Annotated in this window: 15 protein-coding genes; 11 read left to right on the top strand and 4 right to left on the bottom strand. The window is 49.7% G+C overall.

Annotated elements, in window-relative coordinates; genetic code table 11:
• Window positions 1-4: 4 nt before the first annotated feature.
• The 3 genes from BM318_RS03245 to BM318_RS03235 form a co-directional block, all read right to left on the bottom strand.
• The gene (locus BM318_RS03245) at window positions 5-547 is read right to left on the bottom strand and encodes a hypothetical protein (RefSeq protein ID WP_143099905.1); all 543 of its coding nucleotides are present in this window, start codon (window positions 545-547) and stop codon (window positions 5-7) included.
• Window positions 548-626: 79 nt separating this feature from the next.
• Window positions 627-1,040 carry a hypothetical protein gene (locus BM318_RS03240; RefSeq protein ID WP_143099904.1) on the bottom strand — a complete coding sequence of 138 codons (414 nt, stop codon included), beginning with the start codon at window positions 1,038-1,040 and terminating at the stop codon, window positions 627-629.
• Window positions 1,037-2,371, bottom strand: coding sequence for a cation:proton antiporter domain-containing protein (locus BM318_RS03235; protein ID WP_092980635.1), 1,335 nt, complete (start codon window positions 2,369-2,371; stop codon window positions 1,037-1,039). The genes BM318_RS03240 and BM318_RS03235 overlap by 4 nt, the downstream gene beginning before the upstream one ends.
• A gap of 200 nt (window positions 2,372-2,571) precedes the next feature.
• On the opposite strand from BM318_RS03235, the gene rimP reads away from it, so the two are divergent.
• Genes rimP through infB form a run of 3 tightly spaced genes read left to right on the top strand, consistent with a single transcriptional unit; the run spans window position 2,572 to window position 6,958 of the window.
• Entirely contained in the window at window positions 2,572-3,045 is a 474-nt protein-coding gene (gene rimP, locus BM318_RS03230) for a ribosome assembly cofactor RimP (protein ID WP_092980634.1), read from the top strand.
• A 14-nt stretch (window positions 3,046-3,059) separates the two neighbouring features.
• Window positions 3,060-4,292, top strand: coding sequence for a transcription termination factor NusA (nusA, locus tag BM318_RS03225; protein WP_092980632.1), 1,233 nt, complete (start codon window positions 3,060-3,062; stop codon window positions 4,290-4,292).
• A gap of 41 nt (window positions 4,293-4,333) precedes the next feature.
• On the top strand, window positions 4,334-6,958 hold the full coding sequence (gene infB, locus BM318_RS03220; protein ID WP_092980630.1) for a translation initiation factor IF-2: 2,625 nt from the start codon (window positions 4,334-4,336) through the stop codon (window positions 6,956-6,958).
• Window positions 6,959-7,060: 102 nt separating this feature from the next.
• Here the strand turns inward: infB and BM318_RS03215 are convergent, their stop codons facing one another.
• On the bottom strand, window positions 7,061-7,423 hold the full coding sequence (locus BM318_RS03215; RefSeq protein ID WP_092980628.1) for an SPOR domain-containing protein: 363 nt from the start codon (window positions 7,421-7,423) through the stop codon (window positions 7,061-7,063).
• Window positions 7,424-7,742: 319 nt separating this feature from the next.
• On the opposite strand from BM318_RS03215, the gene BM318_RS03210 reads away from it, so the two are divergent.
• Genes BM318_RS03210 through BM318_RS03175 form a run of 8 tightly spaced genes read left to right on the top strand, consistent with a single transcriptional unit; the run spans window position 7,743 to window position 19,466 of the window.
• On the top strand, window positions 7,743-9,137 hold the full coding sequence (locus BM318_RS03210) for a c-type cytochrome (RefSeq protein WP_092982048.1): 1,395 nt from the start codon (window positions 7,743-7,745) through the stop codon (window positions 9,135-9,137).
• Between the two features lie 37 nt (window positions 9,138-9,174).
• Complete coding sequence (locus BM318_RS03205) at window positions 9,175-12,303, top strand: TAT-variant-translocated molybdopterin oxidoreductase (RefSeq protein WP_092980626.1); 3,129 nt, start codon at window positions 9,175-9,177, stop codon at window positions 12,301-12,303.
• 27 nt (window positions 12,304-12,330) lie between these two features.
• A complete protein-coding gene (gene nrfD / locus BM318_RS03200; protein WP_092980624.1) occupies window positions 12,331-14,070 on the top strand; it encodes an NrfD/PsrC family molybdoenzyme membrane anchor subunit in 1,740 nt (579 codons plus the stop codon).
• Window position 14,071: 1 nt separating this feature from the next.
• Window positions 14,072-14,593, top strand: coding sequence for a DUF3341 domain-containing protein (locus tag BM318_RS03195; RefSeq protein ID WP_092980622.1), 522 nt, complete (start codon window positions 14,072-14,074; stop codon window positions 14,591-14,593).
• A 9-nt stretch (window positions 14,594-14,602) separates the two neighbouring features.
• A complete protein-coding gene (locus tag BM318_RS03190; RefSeq protein WP_092980621.1) occupies window positions 14,603-15,166 on the top strand; it encodes a c-type cytochrome in 564 nt (187 codons plus the stop codon).
• Between the two features lie 13 nt (window positions 15,167-15,179).
• Window positions 15,180-16,508 (top strand): quinol:cytochrome C oxidoreductase, encoded by a 1,329-nt coding sequence (locus BM318_RS03185; protein ID WP_092980620.1) that lies wholly within the window; start codon window positions 15,180-15,182, stop codon window positions 16,506-16,508.
• 27 nt (window positions 16,509-16,535) lie between these two features.
• Window positions 16,536-17,606, top strand: a complete 1,071-nt coding sequence (locus tag BM318_RS03180; RefSeq protein ID WP_092980619.1) for a cytochrome c oxidase subunit II — start codon at window positions 16,536-16,538, stop codon at window positions 17,604-17,606.
• 36 nt (window positions 17,607-17,642) lie between these two features.
• Window positions 17,643-19,466, top strand: a complete 1,824-nt coding sequence (locus BM318_RS03175; RefSeq protein ID WP_092980617.1) for a cytochrome c oxidase subunit I — start codon at window positions 17,643-17,645, stop codon at window positions 19,464-19,466.
• Window positions 19,467-19,634 lie beyond the last annotated feature (168 nt).

The raw sequence follows: 19,634 nt of genomic DNA, 5'->3' as shown, positions 1-19,634 counted from the left end.
GTGATTATTCTGAAAACCGGAGTTCGGCTACTTTGCGGTGCACTGCGGGATCGAGCTTTTTACTTTCGTCCCCATCGAGCATGTCCGGATCCACTACCCACTGCATGAATTCGATCAGCGGGATTTGGGTGAGCACGCCCCCCTGGATCTCACTGACGTATTCTTCGTCTTTGGCGTGATCCAGCAAAACCTTTTCAAGGTCGGGATACTGCTTTCGGGCCAAACCCCAAAAAGCATAAGCGCGGACTGTGGCATTATCATGGGAAGTACAAGCCAGGAGTTCCTGGCAATCGGCACGCTCCACCAGGCGTACAAAACGGAGGTATTGCTCGGGTTGGGTATTGTCGAACCCGATATAGGGCCCGTGAATCTGGTTTACTTCAGCAATGGAATCGGTCAGTACCTGTAATTCAATAGGAAGTGCCTCCTGAGTGCTTTTTGCTTCATCGGCCTGGCCGACCCCTGTGGTCGCAAACCCCGGGGCGGCGGGCTGTGCCCATACCTGTCCCGGCACCGTCAATGCCAGCAATAGGGCAAGGCAAGCCATTAGGCTACTGCAGTTTTTCAGGAGGAAGGGTCGGTTTAAAGCTAACATATTCGACTGCAAAGATATAGCAGTTAAGGACTTATGGCAAGGTCTTGGGTTTGAGGCCCCAGTGATACAGTAATAATTGCCCTAATCCGATAAAGACGGCACCCAGGATTAAAAAGAAAGCAATCACCCCGTACCCCAAAGACATTAGAACAACAAAGGTCAGGCCTCCCAGGAATAAATGAGCCAGCAAAAGGTTCTTTCGTGTTTTATCGAACGCGGCTTTTCTGTTGGAAACGATTCCAAGTACAATAAGGATTATCCAGGCAGGAGCGGAGCAGGCAGCTGTTACTCCCAAAAAGTAAGGCACGATTTCCAGGTCTTCCATGGTGTATAGGGGCTCATCCCCGGTAATCAATAAATGGATATTCATCAATACAAACAGCAGTATGGTTCCACCCAATGCGGTCAACGGCCAAACAGCGATAAAGCGTTTCCAGTTAATCATTCTTCCTCCTGTAGATTGTCCGGTTCCACGGGTGGGGTCAGGCCTGTTTCCGGAGTCGGCTTTTGACTGAGCTCCAATTCCTGCTCAGCATCATAGGCCTCGTCCAGCTTGTCGTATTCCTCTTCGATTTCGTCCAGGGCGGTCACCATTTTTTGCTTGTCGCGAATCATGGCCCAGGTCATGATGAGGCTGGTACCTATTATAATGAAGAGCAGGATCCCAGGCTCGAAAGCTTCCACCCGCGCTTCCATAGGGATGCCGTAAAACAACAGCACGGTTATCAAGCCCCGCGGAGCAATAAACAGTTGTGGCCGGATATCGCTGCCAAAAAACACCCGCAGGAAAATAAACCGGATCAGGTAAATGGACGCCAGGATCAGCACACTGATCAGAAGCACTTTTACACTTAACAGGGAGGATAGGACAATGGTAAGCCCAAAGACCACAAAGAAAAAGGTGCGTACCACAAAAGCCGATTCCAGGGTAATGATGTGCAGTTCGTGATAAATCTGTTTAGCGCGGTCTTCCTTCAGGTATTTCCGCAGGGGTCCCGCGAAGAACAATTTCATATTGGCGATCACCAGGCCAAAGACCAGGATAATGATCAGGGAACTCAGGTGGAGTTTTTTACCCAGGGCATAAAGCAGCAATAAGACTGCGATAAGCAGGAACTGCTTGGCCTGGGTCTTGATACTTTGAAAGATCAGGATTAGCACATAGCTCGCCACCAGGGCAATGACCAGGGTCAGGGCCAGGGTCCCGGCAAAGCCAGCTGGGCCTACAGCCTCCGCCGGATTCAACTGTCCTGCCAGGAAATAAAACAGGATGATCCCCGCAATATCAGAGAAGGTACTCTCGTACACGTGGAATTCTTTTTTGGCCTCGCTCAGCCCCCCGACGCTGGGGATAATAATGGCGCTGGAGAGAATGGAGAGCGGGGTGGCATAGAGCCAGGCCGAAGCGGTACTCATCCCGGGGATAAGGTTCTCCAGGATCAGGGCGGCCACCCAGGTAGAGGCCATCAAGCCCCCTATGGCTATGGTCAGGGATTTTACAATGGGCCAGAATTTATCCCGGCGTAACTCCAGTTCCAGTGCAGCCTCCAGCACAATCATGATCAGCCCCACGATTCCCAATATCTCCAGGATTGGGAAAAAGTCAGGCAGGGCGGGTACAAATGCCTTCGCAACATACTGCAGTACAACCCCCAGCACAATGAGCATGAGTACCGAGGGGATGTTGGTTTTTTTGGAGAGTCCATTGAACCAAAACGAGAGGATCAGGACCAGCGCTCCTTCGATAATGAGGTTATAGGAAGAGAATAATTCCATGGATGGGTAGGTTGGGTTAGTGCGGATTAAATCTAAGAAAATTACAGCAGCGCCATTCCCTGATCCTGAGGAAATTCAATTCTGATTGCTATGGTAGTTTAATCCTGAAATTATTGTATATTTGCGCCACTTATGGAACACGGAATTCATGGGGGGACGACAGGTCCCCTCTTTTATTGCCGGTAATCCGAAGTAATAATATGGCCCGAAAATCGCTGCAAGAGCACGTAGACGTTCTCCTGGAACAGGCACTGAAAGCCCGTCCCGATTTGTTTTTAATCGATCTTAAGGTAAATCCGGATCAGTCTATCCGAATTACCCTCGACGGGGATAAGGGGATAAACCTCCAGGATTGTATGGATGTTAGCCGGGCCATTGAACATTCCCTGGATCGGGAGGAATTTGATTTTTCCCTGGAGGTGAGTTCCGCTGGAGCCACTGCGCCCCTGGTACTGCCGAGGCAATTCGCGAAACATTTGGGACGCAAGCTCAAGGTAAAACACCAGGGCGGGGAAACGGAAGGTAAATTGGCCGGGGCCGATGATGAAAAAATCACCCTGAACTGGAAAGTCAGGGAGCCCAAGCCAGTGGGGAAAGGAAAACATACAGTACAGAAGGAAGCGGTAATCCCGTATTCCGAGATTGAAGAAGCAAAAGTTATCTTAACATTTTAACGTCAAATCAGGAGATGGAAAATCTTGCATTGATCGAATCATTTTCCGAGTTCAAGGACGATAAGTTCATTGACCGGGTAACCTTAATGGCCATATTGGAGGAAGTATTCCGGGCTGCGCTAAAGCGCAAATTTGGCTCGGACGACAACTTCGATATCATTATTAACCCGGATAAGGGTGACCTCGAAATCTGGAGGAACCGCGTTGTGGTTCCCGACGGGGAGGTAGAAGAACCGAACGAGGAGATTTCACTGACCGAGGCCCGTAAAATTGAGCCTGACTTTGAAGTTGGGGAAGATGTGTCGGAAGAGGTAAAACTCAAAGACCTCGGACGTCGTTCGATCCTGGCCCTGCGCCAGAATCTGATCGCCCGTATCCACGAGCACGACAATACCACGATCTACAAGCAGTTCAAGGACCTGGAAGGTGAGATTTACACCGCTGAAGTGCACCACATTCGCCACCGTGCCATTATCCTGCTCGACGACGAGGGCAATGAACTGATCATGCCTAAGGAAAAGCAAATCCCTTCTGACTTCTTCCGCAAGGGGGACAATGTTCGGGGAATCATTGAGAGTGTTGAACTCAAGGGGAACAAGCCACTGATTATCTTTTCACGGACTTCGCCCAAGTTCCTGGAGCAATTATTCCACCAGGAAATCCCTGAGGTGTTTGACGGATTGATCACCGTGAAAAAGGTAGTCCGCATCCCTGGTGAAAAAGCTAAGGTCGCTGTGGATTCTTACGATGACCGTATTGACCCGGTTGGGGCCTGTGTGGGGATGAAAGGATCCCGGATCCACGGGATCGTTCGCGAACTGGGGAATGAAAATATCGATGTCCTGAACTGGACCAACAATCCTCAATTAATGGTGACCCGCGCCCTGAGCCCTGCTCGTGTAACGCAGGTTAAACTAAACGATGAGGAGATGACCGCACAGGTATATCTGAAACCCGAAGAGGTGAGTAAGGCCATCGGTCGCGGAGGACACAACATCCGTCTGGCAGGTCAGCTGACTGGCTACGAGATCGATGTCTATCGCGAAGGAGTCGAGGAAGATGTGGAACTCACCGAGTTCCGCGATGAGATTGAGGAGTGGATTATTGCGGAGTTCCGCAAGATTGGATTGGATACTGCACGAGCGGTTCTCGAACAGGATGTCGAAGACCTTGTGAAGCGTACCGATCTGGAAGAAGAGACCATCCTGGATGTGGTCCGTATCCTCAAGGAAGAATTTGAAGATTAAGCTATATTAGCACATTATAATAAAGAACGTAGGTAATTTTTATGGCAGAAAACGCAACCATAAGGCTTAATAAAGTCCTCCGGGAACTTAATATTTCGCTGGATCGGGCAGTGGACTACCTGGCTACTCAAGGCCACGATGTCGACGCACGCCCGACTACCAAAATTTCCGGCGAGGTATATCAGGTACTCCTGGATGAATTCCAATCGGACAAAAGCAAAAAGGTTGCCTCCAAGGAAGTAGGGGAGGAGAAGCGCAAGGAGATTGAAGCCATCCGCCAGCAACGCGAACAGGAGCAGGAAGAAAAGCGAATGGCTCGCGAGCGCAAGGCAGAACCTGAAGTAGTCAAGGCCAAGGTAGAACTTTCCGGACCAAAGCAAGTCGGAAAAATTGACCTGGACGCTCCTGCAGCACCTGCTAAAAAGGAGGAACCGGAAGTAGTTCCGGAGCCGGAAGCACCCAAGGCCGAAGCTCCTGCAAAGGAAGCACCTAAAGCCGAAGTTGCGAAAGCTGAGCCAGCTAAGCCTGCCGAGGAGGAGAAGCCCGAAAAGATCGAGACGGAATACAAGAAGTTATCCGGTCCTAAGATCAAAGACAAGATCGACCTCTCCAAATTCGACAAGCCTAAGAAGAAAAAAGAAGATAAGGCCGACGATAAGGACAAAAAACGCCGCCGTCGCCGCATTGTCAGTAAGAACGACTCCGACAGCCGAGGCCGCGGAGGGAATAAGAAATCTCGTTTCGGTGCTCCTAAAGTTGAGCCAACGGAGGAGGAAGTGCAAAAGCAGGTTCGGGAAACCCTCGAGAAACTGCAGGGGAAATCCAAGCGGGGCAAGGGTGCCAAGTATCGCCGCGACAAGCGGGATCAGCACCGCCAGCAGACCGAGAAAGATCTGGAGCAACAGGAATTGGAAAGCAAAACCCTGAAGGTAACGGAATTTGTTACCGCCCAGGAAGTAGCTACCATGATGAATGTTCCGACCACCGATATTATTTCCGCCTGTATGTCCCTGGGAATCATGGTTACCATGAACCAGCGACTCGATGCGGAAACCCTGTCCATTGTGGCCGAGGAGTTTGGTTACGAAGTAGAATTCGTAACCGCTGAAATCGAAGAATCCATTGAGGAGGAAGTAGATGCTCCGGAAGACCTCAAACCCCGTGCTCCTATTGTTACGGTAATGGGTCACGTGGATCACGGTAAAACCTCCCTCCTGGATTATATCCGCGAGGAGAATGTTATTGCCGGGGAGAGTGGAGGAATTACCCAGCACATTGGTGCCTACGGGGTGAGCCTGGACAGCGGTCAGAAGATAACCTTCCTGGATACTCCGGGTCACGAGGCCTTTACGGCAATGCGTGCTCGTGGTGCCCAGGTAACCGATATCGCGATTATCGTGATTGCTGCAGACGACGACATCATGCCGCAGACCAAAGAGGCGATCAGCCACGCGCAAGCAGCCGGTGTCCCAATCGTCTTTGCGATCAACAAAGTCGATAAGCCCACAGCAAATCCCGACAAGATCAAAGAAGGTCTGGCCGGAATGAACTTACTGGTCGAAGATTGGGGAGGAAAAATCCAATCCCATGATATTTCGGCTAAGACAGGTCAGGGCGTAAAGGAGCTTTTAGAGAAAGTATTGCTGGAGGCCGAATTGCTTGAACTTCAGGCAAATCCGGACAAGCTGGCCACGGGTACCGTTGTCGAAGCCTTCCTGGATAAAGGGCGGGGCTACGTGTCGACCATCCTGGTCCAGGCGGGAACCCTGGAAATCGGGGATTACGTATTGGCGGGAACCTGTAGTGGTAAAGTAAAGGCCATGCAGGACGAACGCGGTAAAAATGTAAAGAAGGCCGGACCTTCTACGCCAATATCCATTTTAGGACTGGACGGAGCGCCTCAGGCCGGGGATAAGTTCAATGTACTGGAGGACGAGCGGGAAGCCAAGCAAATCGCTTCCAAGCGTTCTCAATTGCTCCGTGAGCAAAATGTACGTACGCAGCGGCACATTACCCTGGACGAAATCGGACGCCGCATTGCACTGGGCGACTTCCAGGAACTCAATATCATCCTTAAAGGTGATGTGGATGGTTCTGTAGAAGCCCTCTCGGATTCCTTCCAGAAATTATCGACAGATGAGATCCAGGTGAATATCATTCACAAGGGTGTTGGTGCGATTACCGAGTCCGACGTGCTCCTGGCCTCCGCCTCTGATGCAATCATCATCGGATTTAACGTGCGACCCATGGGGAATGCACGGGATGTTGCCGATAAGGAGGAAATCGATATCCGTCAGTATTCCATTATCTATGACGCCATTAACGACGTCAAGGATGCGATGGAAGGGATGCTTTCTCCGGAAATCAAGGAGGAAGTTACCGGTACAGCCGAAATCCGTGAGACCTTTAAAATTTCCAAGATCGGAACCATCGCAGGATGTATGGTTACCGGTGGAAAGATTTTCCGCAGCTCTCAGATACGCCTGATTCGCGACGGGGTAGTGATTTACACGGGCGAGTTGGCTTCCCTCAAGCGTTTCAAGGACGATGTGAAGGAAGTATCCAAGGGTTACGATTGCGGTATACAAATAAAGAATTACAACGACATCAAGGAAAGCGACATTATCGAAGCCTTCCAGGAAGTTGCCGTCAAGAAGACGCTGTAATTTACTTAAACCAAAGAAAAAGGCCCGCTCAACAGCGGGCCTTTTTTATTGCTTAAGGTCTGGGAAATGATAGGGAAAAGCTCCTTGGGAATTGGAACTTTTCTACTCCGGCCGCAGCAAAATAGCTCCGGGATATTTCTTTCGGACGGTAAGGAATTCCCGTTCGGCTTCCAGGCGGGTTTTAAACCGGCCCAGTTGCACTCTGTATGTGGGAGAATCGAATACGATCCGGGCCCGCCATTGTGGAAAATCCACCTCAGCTTCTGTTTTAAGTTCCTGGGCAAACGAGGAGTTTCCAAAGCCGACCTGAATCGTAAAATAGCCGGCCTCACTGAGGTTTTTCTTGTAAATTTCCAGGAGTTTCTCGATTCCCGGGTCCTGATCCAGGGTAATCTGACCTTGCTGAGCGGTAGCCATCAAGGGCAGGCTTAGGAGGGTAATAAGGAGTATTCCGGATCGCTTCATTCTGGATAATTTTGTCCGCATGGCGGTCTTCAAAAATACGTTTTTCGAGGCTTTTTTGGATTTAAATTTACTCTATTTAGAACGGTTATAAATTAGAAATTATAAAACCGTTAAGATTTCCAAAAACAAAGTCTATGTCTTAAATTTGCTGTCAATTTGAACCGGTTAAAAACCCCCTAAAATTCACCGAAATTTTGGGCTTTTATCGGACAGATTGAACGAAAAACCTGCAATTCCTTGCGAATCCTTCAGGTCGCTGAAAAACGTGCCTCGCTCAGGATCAGCAAGTTCAGGTTCAAAATATATTGAAGAACAACACATGAAAAAGGTTTCCAACCGCCACGGGTTTTCTGCGTTTTTTGGTTTTTGTTTAGTCCTTTCCTTCCTTTTTTCTGCTTCGCTTAGCGCACAGGATGCTGCTGCCGATACGGCTGCTGCAGAACCTGCTGCCGAAGCCGCCGCATCGGAAGGGCCTTGTGGTCCGGGCGACCCGGTAAAGGGTAAGCAGTTGTTTAACACGAACTGTGCGGCCTGTCACAACCTGAATCGAAAAATGACCGGTCCTGCGCTGGCCAATGTCGCTGCTCGTCTTATCGAGGAGGAGGGACTGGATTGCGATTGGATCTACAACTGGATCGCAAACCCGGCCGGAATGATTTCCTCAGGGGATTCTTATGCCAACGCCATCTACGCCGAATACAACCAGGCGCAGATGACGGCATTCCCTACGCTGAGCACCCAGGACATCAACGATATCCTGGCCTATACCGAGGCGCCGCCACCGGCACCTGTCCAGGCCGAGGCTATTTTGGATACAACCGGCGGAGGCCAGGTTACTGGTTCAGGAATCTCCAACCAGGTAATCCTCGGGGCGCTGGCCCTGGTGTTTGGATTGCTTGTTGTGATGCTGATCCTGGTCAATAAAACCCTGCGTCGTATTGCCGAAGCCAATGGCGTGGTATTGGAGAAAGAACAAGCAGAACAACGCACACCAATTTGGAAAGCCTTTGCGCAGAACCAGTTCCTGGTTTTGGTTAGCGTTGTTTTCCTCCTTTTAGCGTCGGCTTACTTCGCTTACGGCTGGATGATGCAGGTAGGGGTAGACCAGGGGTATGCGCCCATCCAACCGATCCACTACAGCCACAAGATTCACGCCGGGGACAACCAGATCGAGTGTAAGTATTGCCACTCCTCTGCCCGGGTATCCAAGCACTCCGGTATTCCTTCCCTCAATATTTGTATGAACTGTCACAAGTCCATTTACGAATACAAGGGGAATCCTGAAGGCCCCTCTGCCGAAGATCTGGCCAAAGGGTACACCAACGAATTCTATACCGGGGAGATCAAGAAATTATACAAGGCGGTAGGCTGGGACGAAGAAACCCAGAGTTACGCCAACGAGCCACAACCGGTTGAGTGGGTACGCATCCACAACCTGCCGGATTTTGCCTATTTCAACCACGCACAGCACGTAACAGTTGGCCAGATAGAATGCCAGACCTGTCACGGGCCTGTAGAGGAAATGGAGATCATGTATCAGTATTCATCGCTTACCATGGGATGGTGTATCAACTGTCACCGGGAAACCGAAGTAAAAATGGAAGGCAACGAATACTACGATCAAATCCACAAAGAGCTGGCTAAGAAATACGGTGTGGAAAAGGTGACAGCTGCACAAATGGGTGGCCTGGAGTGCGGAAAATGCCACTATTAATTCGATAATTGTAAGCGTTATATAAGACCAACTTTATATGGCATCAACTAAAAAGTACTGGAAGAGTGAAGCGGAACTGACCCCCGGCAATGCGCTGGTAGAGAAGCTCCGCAACAACGAATTCCAGGAGGAGATTCCGGTAGACGAATTTCTGGGCGACAAAGAGCAACTTGCCGAAAGCCAGACTTCCCGACGTGATTTCCTGAAGTATGTGGGCTTTAGTACGGCTGCGGCCTCCCTGGCTGCCTGTGAGGGCCCGGTTCACAAGTCCATCCCTTACGTGGTACAGCCCGAACGGATTATCCCCGGGGTTGCCAATTACTACGCTACGACAATCGCCGATGGATTCGACTTTGCCAGTATCCTGGTGAAGACCCGTGAAGGCCGTCCGATTAAGATTGAAAATAATAAGATGGCATCTGTGCTCGGTCACGGAAACGCCCGGGTTCACGCATCAGTGCTTTCGCTTTACGACAGTAAGCGCCTGCAGGGACCTGTCAATGCCGATGGGGACGTTACCTGGGAATATGTGAACGCCGCGGTCAAATCTCGTATGGGAGCTTTGGCAAACGGCGGTAAGAAGGCGGTCTTCTTAACTCAGAGTTACGCCAGCCCGTCCACTTCGAAACTGGTTGCAGAATTCCTCGCGGCCAATCCGAATGCAGAACACATTACTTACGATACGATAGGCGAAGACGCTGCGCTCGACGCCTACGAGGCCAAATACGGAGAACGCGCCCTGGCGGATTACGATCTGTCCAAAGCCGATCTCATCGTTTCCTTCGGAGCCGACTTTCTCGGTGACTGGCAGGGAGGTGGCTACGATAGTGGTTATGCCAAAGGACGCATACCCTCTGAGGGCAAGATGTCCCGCCACGTGCAGTTCGAATCCAATATGAGCCTCAGCGGTGCCAACGCCGATAAGCGCGTTCCCCTGAAACCTGCGGTTCAGAAACTCGCGCTTGCCCATTTATACGCCCGCCTGAACGGTAGCTCCATTTCGGGAGATTTGCCAGAGGCAGTAGGCCGTACGCTGGACAGCGTTGTTGCCGGACTGAGTGCCAACCGCAGCCGCGGGGTGGTACTTTGCGGACTGGACGACGTAGATGCCCAGGCCGTAACCCTGGCTATAAACGAATTATTGGGTAGCGAAGCCTTCCAACCGGACTCCCCGCGATACATTCGCCAGGGGAATAACCGGGAAGTAGCGCGTCTCCTCAGCGAAATGCAAGCTGGCCGCGTCGGTGCCCTGATCATGGATGGTGTTAATCCGGTTTATTCCCTCCCCAACGGTGCTGCATTTGCAGAAGCCCTGGGCCAGGTGGATTTATCCGTTTGTTTCTCTACCAACCCTAACGAAACAACTGCGGTCAGCACCATTGCTGCCGCCTCCAACCATTTCCTGGAGTCCTGGGGCGATGCCCAGCTTAAAAAAGGACATTACAGCCTGACACAGCCTGTTATCCGCGAATTGTTCGATACCCGCCAGTTCCAGCAATGCCTGTTGGAATGGATGGGTTCAGAGCAAAGCTGGTATGAATACATCAAAGCTACCTGGGAAACGGATATCCTCGCCGGCGCCGATTGGAATTCCGCGCTGCACGACGGTATTTTTGAGCCGGCTGGTGCTGCGGACCCGGAAATGATGATGGCTGCTGACGCCGACAAGGAAGAAGCCTCGGAAGATGAGGGTGCAACCACGGAGAGTCCGGTTACGCAAATGGCTGCGGCCATGCGACGCCTGGCCAGTGCACAGGATGGGGAAATCAGTCTGCAATTATACTCCAAAGTGGGTATGGGAGACGGGCGTCAGGCCGGAAACCCATGGTTGCAGGAATTCCCTGATCCGATAACACGCGTCAGTTGGGATAATTACCTGACCGTAAGCAAGGCCGATGCCGCGAAATGGGGTCTGGAAAACGAAAACGTCGCTAACGGAGGTCTTAACGGAAGTTATGTAAACCTTACCGTAGAAGGAGCCACCCTGAATAATGTACCGGTTATCATACAGCCTGGTCAAGCTGAAGGTACCGTAGGCCTTGCACTGGGCTACGGGAAAACTACCGGATTGAAGACGGAGATGCAGACAGGAGTTAATGGCTTCGCACTCTACAACAATTTTAGTCGCACCCAGTCTGTACAAATCGAGAAAGCATCTGGCATGCACGAGTTCGCGTGTATCCAGTTGCACAACACCTTAATGGGTCGTGGAGACATCATCAAGGAAACTACCCTGGAAATTTTCAACACCCAGGACGCTTCCCACTGGAACCACGTTCCCCAGGTTAGCCTGGACCACCAGGAAGTTCCCGCAACCACCGTTGATCTTTGGGATAGTTTTGACCGCTCCATTGGACACCACTTTAATATGTCTATTGACCTGAACGCCTGTACGGGTTGTGGGGCATGTGTCATTGCTTGTCATGCGGAGAACAATGTTCCGGTCGTTGGGAAGCAAGAGATCCGCAAGTCGCGCGATATGCATTGGCTGCGTATCGACCGATACTACTCCTCAGAGGACACCTTTGAAGGGGACAATATTAAGAAGGACGAGATTTCAGGTCCTTTGGAATCCAAGCGAGGTTTCGAGGAAATGGAAGACCCGGCTGCTAATCCACAGGTAGCTTTCCAACCAGTTATGTGCCAGCATTGTAACCATGCACCCTGTGAAACGGTGTGTCCGGTTGCTGCTACTGCGCATAGCCGTCAGGGCCATAACCACATGGCTTACAACCGTTGCGTTGGAACCCGCTACTGTGCGAATAACTGTCCGTATAAGGTTCGCCGATTTAACTGGTTCCTCTACAGTGACAATGAGGAATTCGATTACCATATGAATAACGACCTGGGCAAAATGGTGCTGAACCCCGATGTGAATGTACGTTCCCGTGGGGTGATGGAGAAATGCTCCTGGTGTATCCAAATGACACAGAAATCTATCCTGGATGCCAAGCGGGAAGGACGTCCGGTTACGGACGAAGAGTTCCAAACCGCTTGTTCTAACGCTTGTAGCTCTGGGGCCATCGTCTTTGGGGATATCAACGATCCCGAGAGTGAGGTAAGTCAGCTGGCGAAAAACGACAGGATGTACCACCTGCTTGAACACGTAGGAACAAAACCAAATGTGTTCTACCAGGTTAAGGTCCGCAATACCAACGAAGCTTAATTCTTTACGAAACGAAAAGTAGCATTTATGGCCTCGCATTACGAAGCACCAATACGTAAACCCCTAGTCCTGGGAGACAAAGGATACCACGAAGTTTCCGTGGATATCGCTGCTCCTGTTGAAGGACGCGCCAACAAACAGTGGTGGATAGTATTTTCCATCGCGTTGGTAGCATTTCTTTGGGGGGTAGGATGCATTATCTATACCATATCTACAGGAATTGGAACCTGGGGACTCAACCGCACGGTTAACTGGGCCTGGGATATCACCAACTTCGTTTGGTGGGTAGGTATCGGACACGCCGGCACACTGATTTCGGCCGTACTCCTGCTATTCCGCCAGAAGTGGAGAATGGCGATTAACCGTTCTGCTGAAGCGATGACAATTTTCTCAGTTATCCAGGCTGGATTGTTCCCGATCATTCACATGGGACGCCCCTGGCTGGCGTACTGGGTAGTGCCTATTCCCAATGCCTACGGCTCGCTTTGGGTGAATTTCAACTCGCCCCTGCTATGGGACGTATTTGCGATATCCACCTATCTTTCAGTATCCCTGGTATTCTGGTGGACGGGCTTGTTACCCGATTTCGCAATGATTCGGGATCGCGCTGTAAAGCCGTTTCAGAAAAAGATCTATTCCCTGGTTAGTTTTGGATGGAGTGGTCGTGCCAAGGATTGGCAGCGCTTTGAGGAAGTTTCCCTGGTTCTTGCCGGTTTGGCGACACCACTTGTACTTTCCGTTCACACCATCGTATCCTTTGACTTTGCCACCTCGGTAATCCCGGGATGGCACACCACGATCTTCCCGCCGTATTTTGTGGCCGGGGCGATTTTCTCTGGATTTGCTATGGTACAGACCCTGCTGATTATCATGCGGAAAGTTTGTAACCTGGAAGCCTATATTACGGTGCAGCACATCGAGCTTATGAATATCGTAATCATGATCACGGGTTCGATTGTGGGATGTGCCTATATCACCGAGTTGGTAATCGCCTGGTATTCCGGCGTAGAATACGAGCAGTATGCCTTCCTGAACCGGGCAACCGGACCTTACTGGTGGTCGTACCTCCTGATGATGACCTGTAATGTGGTAAGTCCTCAGGTAATGTGGTTCAAAAAAATCCGAACCAGTATCCTGATTTCATTTATCATATCTATCGTTGTAAACATCGGGATGTGGTTCGAGCGTTTCGTAATCATCGTTACCTCGCTGCACCGCGATTATCTGCCGTCCTCCTGGACAATGTTCTCTCCATCATTCGTGGATATCGGAATATTCATCGGAACAATCGGATTCTTCTTTGTGCTCTTCCTCTTGTATTCCAGAACCTTCCCGGTAATTGCGCAGGCTGAAGTGAAATCTATTTTGAAGTCTTCCGGGGAGCGCTATAAGAAGCTACGAGAAGCGGGAAAGCCCTTATATGAAATGCCTAAGACTTTAGCTGAAATTTCTGCAGCAGGAAGCGTTGAAGAAAATTCCGAACGGGCCGCGGCCAGTCGTGAAAATCAGGTAAACACCTTGCTGGATCGCCTGGGGACTTTTGACCCCATTACCGATAAAGCAGATGATTTAAAACGCATCAAGGGAATCGGGCCTCAGATGGAGCGTGCGCTCAATCAGTTGGGGATCTACACCTTTGCTCAGGTCAGTCGTATGACTGAGGAGGAATACAATATGTTAGACGAGATAACTGGATCTTTCCCTGGCCGGGCGCAACGCGACGATTGGGCAGGACAGGCACAGGTATTGAATGCAAAGAAACAATAGTATGGCATCTAAAGTAGTACAGGCCTATTATAATGATGACGACGTGCTCATGCACGCAGTCAAGAAGGTTAAGGCAGCCCACCACCATATCGAAGAGGTGTATTGTCCCTTTCCAGTGCACGGATTGGACAAGGCCATGGGCCTGGAGCCCACACGTATCGCTATTACGTCTTTTTTATATGGATGCCTGGGGTTAACTGTGGCTATCGTGATGATGAACTTTATCATGATACAGGACTGGCCTCAAGACATCGGTGGGAAACCGAGTTTTAGTTATATCGAGAATATGCCTGCCTTTGTGCCGGTAATGTTCGAAATGACCGTGTTCTTTGCGGCGCACCTTATGGTGATCACCTTTTATTTGCGTTCCAAGCTCTGGCCATTTAAAAAAGCCGAGAACCCGGATCCGCGTTCCACCGACGACCATTTTATTATGGAAATAGGTGTCCATGGCAACGAGGCAGAATTAACAAGCCTGTTACAGGAAACCGGAGCCGTAGAAATCAATACTGTAGAAAAGTAAGCGAGTAAGATGAAGCAACTTCTATCCATATCCCTCATTTGTGCCACCGGGCTCTTGCTGCTGGCTTCCTGCCAGAACGAACGCGAGCCGAATTACCAGTACATGCCCAACATGTACGAATCGGTGGGTTATGAGACTTACGAAAAAGTGGAATGGCTGCCTGCAGGAACTGAGGCACAGCTTCCGGCTGAACACACCATAGCCCGCGGTAAAATTCCTTATGGAATTGAGAACAATCCGGCTGGGAAGGAACTTTCCCGTGCGCTGACAAGCCCGCTGGACTCCCTGCAGTCCGAAGAGAACCTCGCGGTAGGGAAGGAATTATACGATATCTATTGTGCCATTTGCCACGGAACCAAAGGGGACGGGCAGGGCACGCTGGTTAAAAGAGAGAAAATTCTTGGGGTGCCTTCCTACGATGACGTAGGCCGCAATATTAACCTGGGAAGTACTTATCACGTAATCTATTACGGGCAAAACGCCATGGGATCCTATGCCAATCAGCTCAATGAAACAGAGCGTTGGCAGGTATCCGAATACGTGATGGTCTTAAAAGAAAACCTAACTCAATAAGAATACGAAGTCAATGTATACCTTTTCGAACCGATTGAAAATAGGATCCCTGGTCTTAATGGCCTTAGGCCTGCTGGGTATGGGGATTGGCTTTATCTCAGCGCCAAGTACCGTTGAAGAGGCGCAGGCAATGGTTGCCACTTCCCACGACGATGGTCACGGTGGCGGACATGAGGCTGCTGACGCATCTCATGGTGCGGCTGCAGATGCACATGGCGAAGAAGCCGGGCATGGAACAGATCACGGCGAACACCTGCTTCACCAGTTACAGAACCGTCCCTGGTCTGCAGTGTACATCGCAGCATTTTTCTTCTTTATGCTCGCTTTGGGGGTACTGGCATTTTACGCCATCCAACGCGCAGCACAGGCCGGTTGGTCACCTCTGCTTTTCCGGGTTATGGAGGGGATTACCTCCTATATTGTTCCGGGGGGTATCGTGATCTTCGTTATCCTCGTACTTTCGGTAATGCACATGAACCACCTCTTTGTGTGGATGGATGCTGAGACTGTTGCCGAAGACGCGCTGTTACAAGGAAAAGCGGGATATCTGAATCCTACCTTTTTCCTGATCCGCGCCGCTTTCTTCCTGGGAGGGTGGATTGCCTATCGCGAAATATCGCGACGTCTTTCCCTGGCTCAGGATAAGTCGGACGACAACAGCAATTTTATCAAAAATTTCAAATGGTCTGCAGGATTCCTGGTCTTTTATCTCGTAACGGAATCAATGATGTCCTGGGATTGGATCATGAGCTTAGATCCACACTGGTTCAGTACCCTCTTTGGGTGGTACGTTTTCGCCAGTATGTTTGTTAGTGGAATCACGACCATTGCTCTGGTAACTATTTACCTGAAATCCCGTGGATACCTTCCCGATGTGAACAATAGCCACATCCATGATCTGGCCAAGTTTATGTTTGGTATCAGCATCTTCTGGACCTACCTCTGGTTCGGGCAATTCATGCTGATCTGGTATGCCAACATCCCCGAGGAGGTTACGTATTTCGTAACCCGTATTGAAGACTTTAAACTGCCGTTCTTTGGTATGGTAGTGATGAATTTTATATTCCCACTTCTGGTACTGATGAATAGCGATTACAAACGTGTAAACTGGTTTGTGGTCATGACGGGCATTGTGGTCCTTGTCGGACACTACCTCGATGTGTATATCATGATAACCCCGGCAACCGTTGGAGATCAATGGTATATCGGAATTCCGGAAATCGGAGCTGTTCTGTTCTTTGCAGGCGCCTTTATTTTCTGGGTATTCCGCGCATTGACCAAAGCGCCTTTGCAACCGGAAAGGAACCCTTTCCTGGAGGAAAGCAGACAGTTTCATTATTAATTAGCAACCGCGTTTTAAACGAATAAAATGACAGCATTACTCACCATCTCTGTTCTGGTTCTCGTGGCCATAGCCATATGGCAGATGACGAAGATATTCGAGTTATCTCAACTACACGCCAAGAAATCTGACAGGGGAGAAGTAGCTACCGATGAAGACAACAAGAACAATGGGATACTGATGTTCGCTTTTTTGGTCTTCATCTATGTGTTAACCATATTTAGTTTCTGGAAGTACGGGAAGTTTATCCTGCCAGAAGCTGCATCAGCTCACGGAGACACCTATGATACCTTATTGCTCTGGAGTTTTGTGGTTATTTTTGTTACTCAAACCATTACCCAGTTCCTGCTCCATTACTTCGCTTATAAATACCGAGGGAAGGAAGGTAAAAAGGCACTGTTTTATGCGGATAATGATCGTCTTGAGTTTATCTGGACTATTATCCCTGTGATTGTGCTTGCCGGACTTATCCTTTGGGGATTATTTACCTGGACCGATATCATGGATGTCAATGAGGAGGACGATCCGTTGATAGTAGAACTCTATGCGCAGCAGTACAACTGGACGGCACGCTACGGAGGGGAAGACAATGTCCTCGGCGGTGCCAACGTCCGCATGATCGATATCAACCGGGCTAACGTTCTGGGATTAGACGAATCTGATCCAAACGCAACGGACGATGTAATCGTTAAGGAATTACACCTGCCAGTGGGTCGAAAGGTTAACTTTAAAATGCGGGCGCAGGATGTTTTGCATTCCGCCTACATGCCTCACTTCCGCGCGCAAATGAATTGCGTTCCCGGAATGATCACGGAATTCTCCTTTACGCCGACAATCACAACGGCAGAAATGCGCTTAAAGCCGGAGATAATTGACAAAGTAGCTCGAACCAATGCCCTTCGGGCAGAGCGTGCTGCGGCTGGTGAAACTGAAAATATTGACCCTTGGGAATTCGACTTTATCTTACTCTGTAATAAGATTTGCGGAAGATCGCATTACAACATGCAGATGAAGATCATCGTCGAAACTCAGGAGGAATATGAAGCCTGGATAGCCGAACAACAAACCTTTGGTCAGACCATGGCCATGAACGAATAATTATTGCTAGAAAAGAAAATTAAAATTTAGGGATTTATGTCAGCACATGCACCGGCCCTTACAGACGATCACGCTCACGATCACGGGCATCATCACAAAGAAACCTTTATAACCAAATACATCTTTAGCCAGGATCACAAGATGATCTCCAAGCAGTACCTCATTACAGGACTGATTATGGGATTCATCGGGATTGCGATGTCATTATTGTTTCGCATGCAATTGGCCTGGCCGGGGGAATCCTTCCCGGTTTTTGAAGCCGTGCTCGGAAAATGGGCCCCGGATGGCGTAATGGACGCCGATATTTACCTGGCCCTGGTGACCATCCACGGTACGATCATGGTTTTCTTCGTTCTTACAGCAGGATTAAGTGGAACCTTTAGTAACCTCTTGATTCCGTTGCAGATCGGAGCACGTGATATGGCTTCGGGATTTCTGAACATGATTTCGTACTGGTTATTCTTTATTTCCAGCGTTGTTATGGTTATCTCCTTGTTTGTGGAAGCCGGACCTGCCGCTGCTGGATGGACAATTTATCCGCCGTTAAGTGCCCTCCCTATGGCCCAACCCGGTTCGGGAATGGGGATGACGTTGTGGCTAGTATCTATGACCATATTCATTGCCTCTTCCCTTTTGGGATCACTGAATTATATCGTAACGGTACTTAACCTGCGAACTAAAGGAATGTCCATGACGCGTTTACCGCTTACCATCTGGGCATTCTTTGTAACTGCGGTGATCGGGGTAATTTCTTTCCCGGTACTACTTTCTGCAGGATTGCTGCTGTTAATGGACCGTAGTTTCGGCACCTCATTTTTCCTTTCGGATATTTTTATTCAGGGAGAAGTACTGCACTACCAGGGAGGCTCGCCCGTACTCTACGAACACCTGTTTTGGTTCCTGGGTCACCCTGAGGTCTATATCGTGATTCTTCCTGCGATGGGAATCGTTTCGGAGGTAATGGCTGTAGGTGCCCGGAAACCTATTTTCGGGTATCGCGCAATGATCGCCTCCATCCTGGCGATTGCCTTCCTTTCCACTATCGTTTGGGGGCACCACATGTTTATCTCCGGGATGAATCCATTCCTCGGATCTGTATTTACATTTACAACATTGCTTATCGCTATACCGTCCGGTGTAAAGGCCTTTAACTGGATCACTACCTTGTGGAAAGGTAATCTGCAGCTCAATGCGGGGATGTTATTCTCCATCGGAATGGTTTCCACCTTTATTACCGGGGGACTCACGGGAATTATTCTCGGGGACAGTACGCTGGACATCAACGTTCACGATACGTATTTTGTAGTAGCGCACTTCCACCTGGTAATGGGAATATCAGCGCTCTATGGTTTATTTGCCGGGGTATACCACTGGTTCCCTAAAATGTTCCAGGGACGTATGATGAACAAGAACCTGGGTTACGTACACTTCTGGATTACTGCTGTAGGCTCTTACGGAATCTTCTTCCCGATGCACTTTGTCGGGATGGCAGGGGTGCCGCGGCGTTACTACCAGAATACCGCCTTCCCGATGTTCGACGAACTAGTAGACATCCAGGAATTGATGACGGTATTTGCCTTGATTACTGCAGCCGCACAATTGATCTTCGTTTACAATTTTGTGCGCAGTATATTCTACGGTAAGCGTGGACCACAGAATCCGTGGAATGCCACCACCCTGGAATGGACCACACCTCAAAAACACATTCACGGGAACTGGCCTGGTGCTATCCCGGAAGTACACCGCTGGTGTTATGATTACAGCAAGGTCGATGAGAATGGGGAGTATATTATCCCAGGACAGGACTTTGTTCCGCAACATATTCCACTGCAAGAAGGTGAAGAGGATTACGAGCATTAGCCGTAAATCCTATGTCAATAAAAGTCAAAACCCGCTCGCATCCCGAGCGGGTTTTCTTTTATCCCGGCCCGGTATTTGCTATTATATAATATCTTTATACAAGAGAATTCACTATGTGCTTTAAAACTTCTACAAGCGGCAGCTCCTTTACATGGCTGTCTATCGTTG

The organism is Robiginitalea myxolifaciens, from assembly GCF_900115205.1.
Classification (GTDB): Bacteria; Bacteroidota; Bacteroidia; order Flavobacteriales; family Flavobacteriaceae; genus Robiginitalea; species Robiginitalea myxolifaciens.
Note: the sequence above shows the minus strand (reverse complement) of the source record. Positions and strands in the feature narration are given on the sequence as shown.